Annotated in this window: 1 protein-coding gene; it reads right to left on the minus strand. The window is 63.4% G+C overall.

Annotated elements, in window-relative coordinates; translation table 11 throughout:
* Positions 1-998, minus strand: a 998-nt coding sequence (locus tag ACIQTP_RS47020) for an amino acid adenylation domain-containing protein (RefSeq protein ID WP_403412417.1), incomplete at its 3' end; no start/stop codon positions are given.
* Between the last annotated feature and the right edge of the window lie 29 nt (positions 999-1,027).

A 1,027-nucleotide genomic window follows, 5' to 3' on the forward strand; every position in this document is an offset into this window, starting at 1 on the left:
CCCGGCTCGATACGGAAACCCCGCACCTTCACCTGAGCATCCGCACGCCCCACGAACTCCAGCACACCATCCGCAGACCACCGCACCACATCCCCGGTCCGGTACATCCGCGACCCGGGCGCCACCGCGAACGGATCCGCGACAAACCGCTCAGCCGTCAGACCCACACGGCCCAGATACCCCCGCGCAAGACCAACACCCGCCACATACAACTCACCCGCCACACCCACCGGCACCGGCGACAAACCCGCATCCAACACATACACCCGCGTGTTCCACACCGGACGCCCCACCGGCACCGACACACCACCAGCCCGACACTCCCACAACGACACATCAACCGTCGTCTCCGTCGGACCAAACGAGTTGAACACCCGCCGCCCCACAACCCAACGATCAACCAACCCCGCAGAAGACGCCTCACCCGCCAACACCAACGTCATGCCCTCCGGAAGAGCACCCTCCCCCAACACCTCCAACACCGCCGGCGGCAACGTCGCATGCGTCACCCCATGCCGCACCACAAACCGCGACAACGGATCCCCCGCAACACGCTCCTCCAACGACGGCACCACCAACACCGCCCCCGACAACAACGCCATCCAGACTTCCCAGACCGACGTATCAAAACTCACCGAAGCAAACTGAAGAACCCGGGAACCCAACCCCACACCCAGACCCTCAACCTGCGTCCCCGACAAACTCCCCACACCCGCATGCGAAACCACCACACCCTTCGGCCACCCCGTCGAACCCGACGTATAAATCACATACGCCGGATGAGCAGAAACCACCGAAGACAAACGATCCGCATCCAGCAGGTCCAACCCGCTCAACGCCCCCACCACATCCCGCACCGAAGGATCGTCAAGCAACACACGAGGCCTGTCGCCGTCACGGGGCAGGAGACCGGCAGTTGCCACATCAGTCACAACCAGGATCGGCTGAGCATCCTGAAGCATGTAAGCGATCCGGTCAGCCGGATACTCCGGATCCACCGGCACATACCCCGCACCACTCTTCAACA

The sequence above is a fragment of the Streptomyces sp. NPDC090798 genome (assembly GCF_044768965.1).
Taxonomy (GTDB): domain Bacteria; phylum Actinomycetota; class Actinomycetes; order Streptomycetales; family Streptomycetaceae; genus Streptomyces.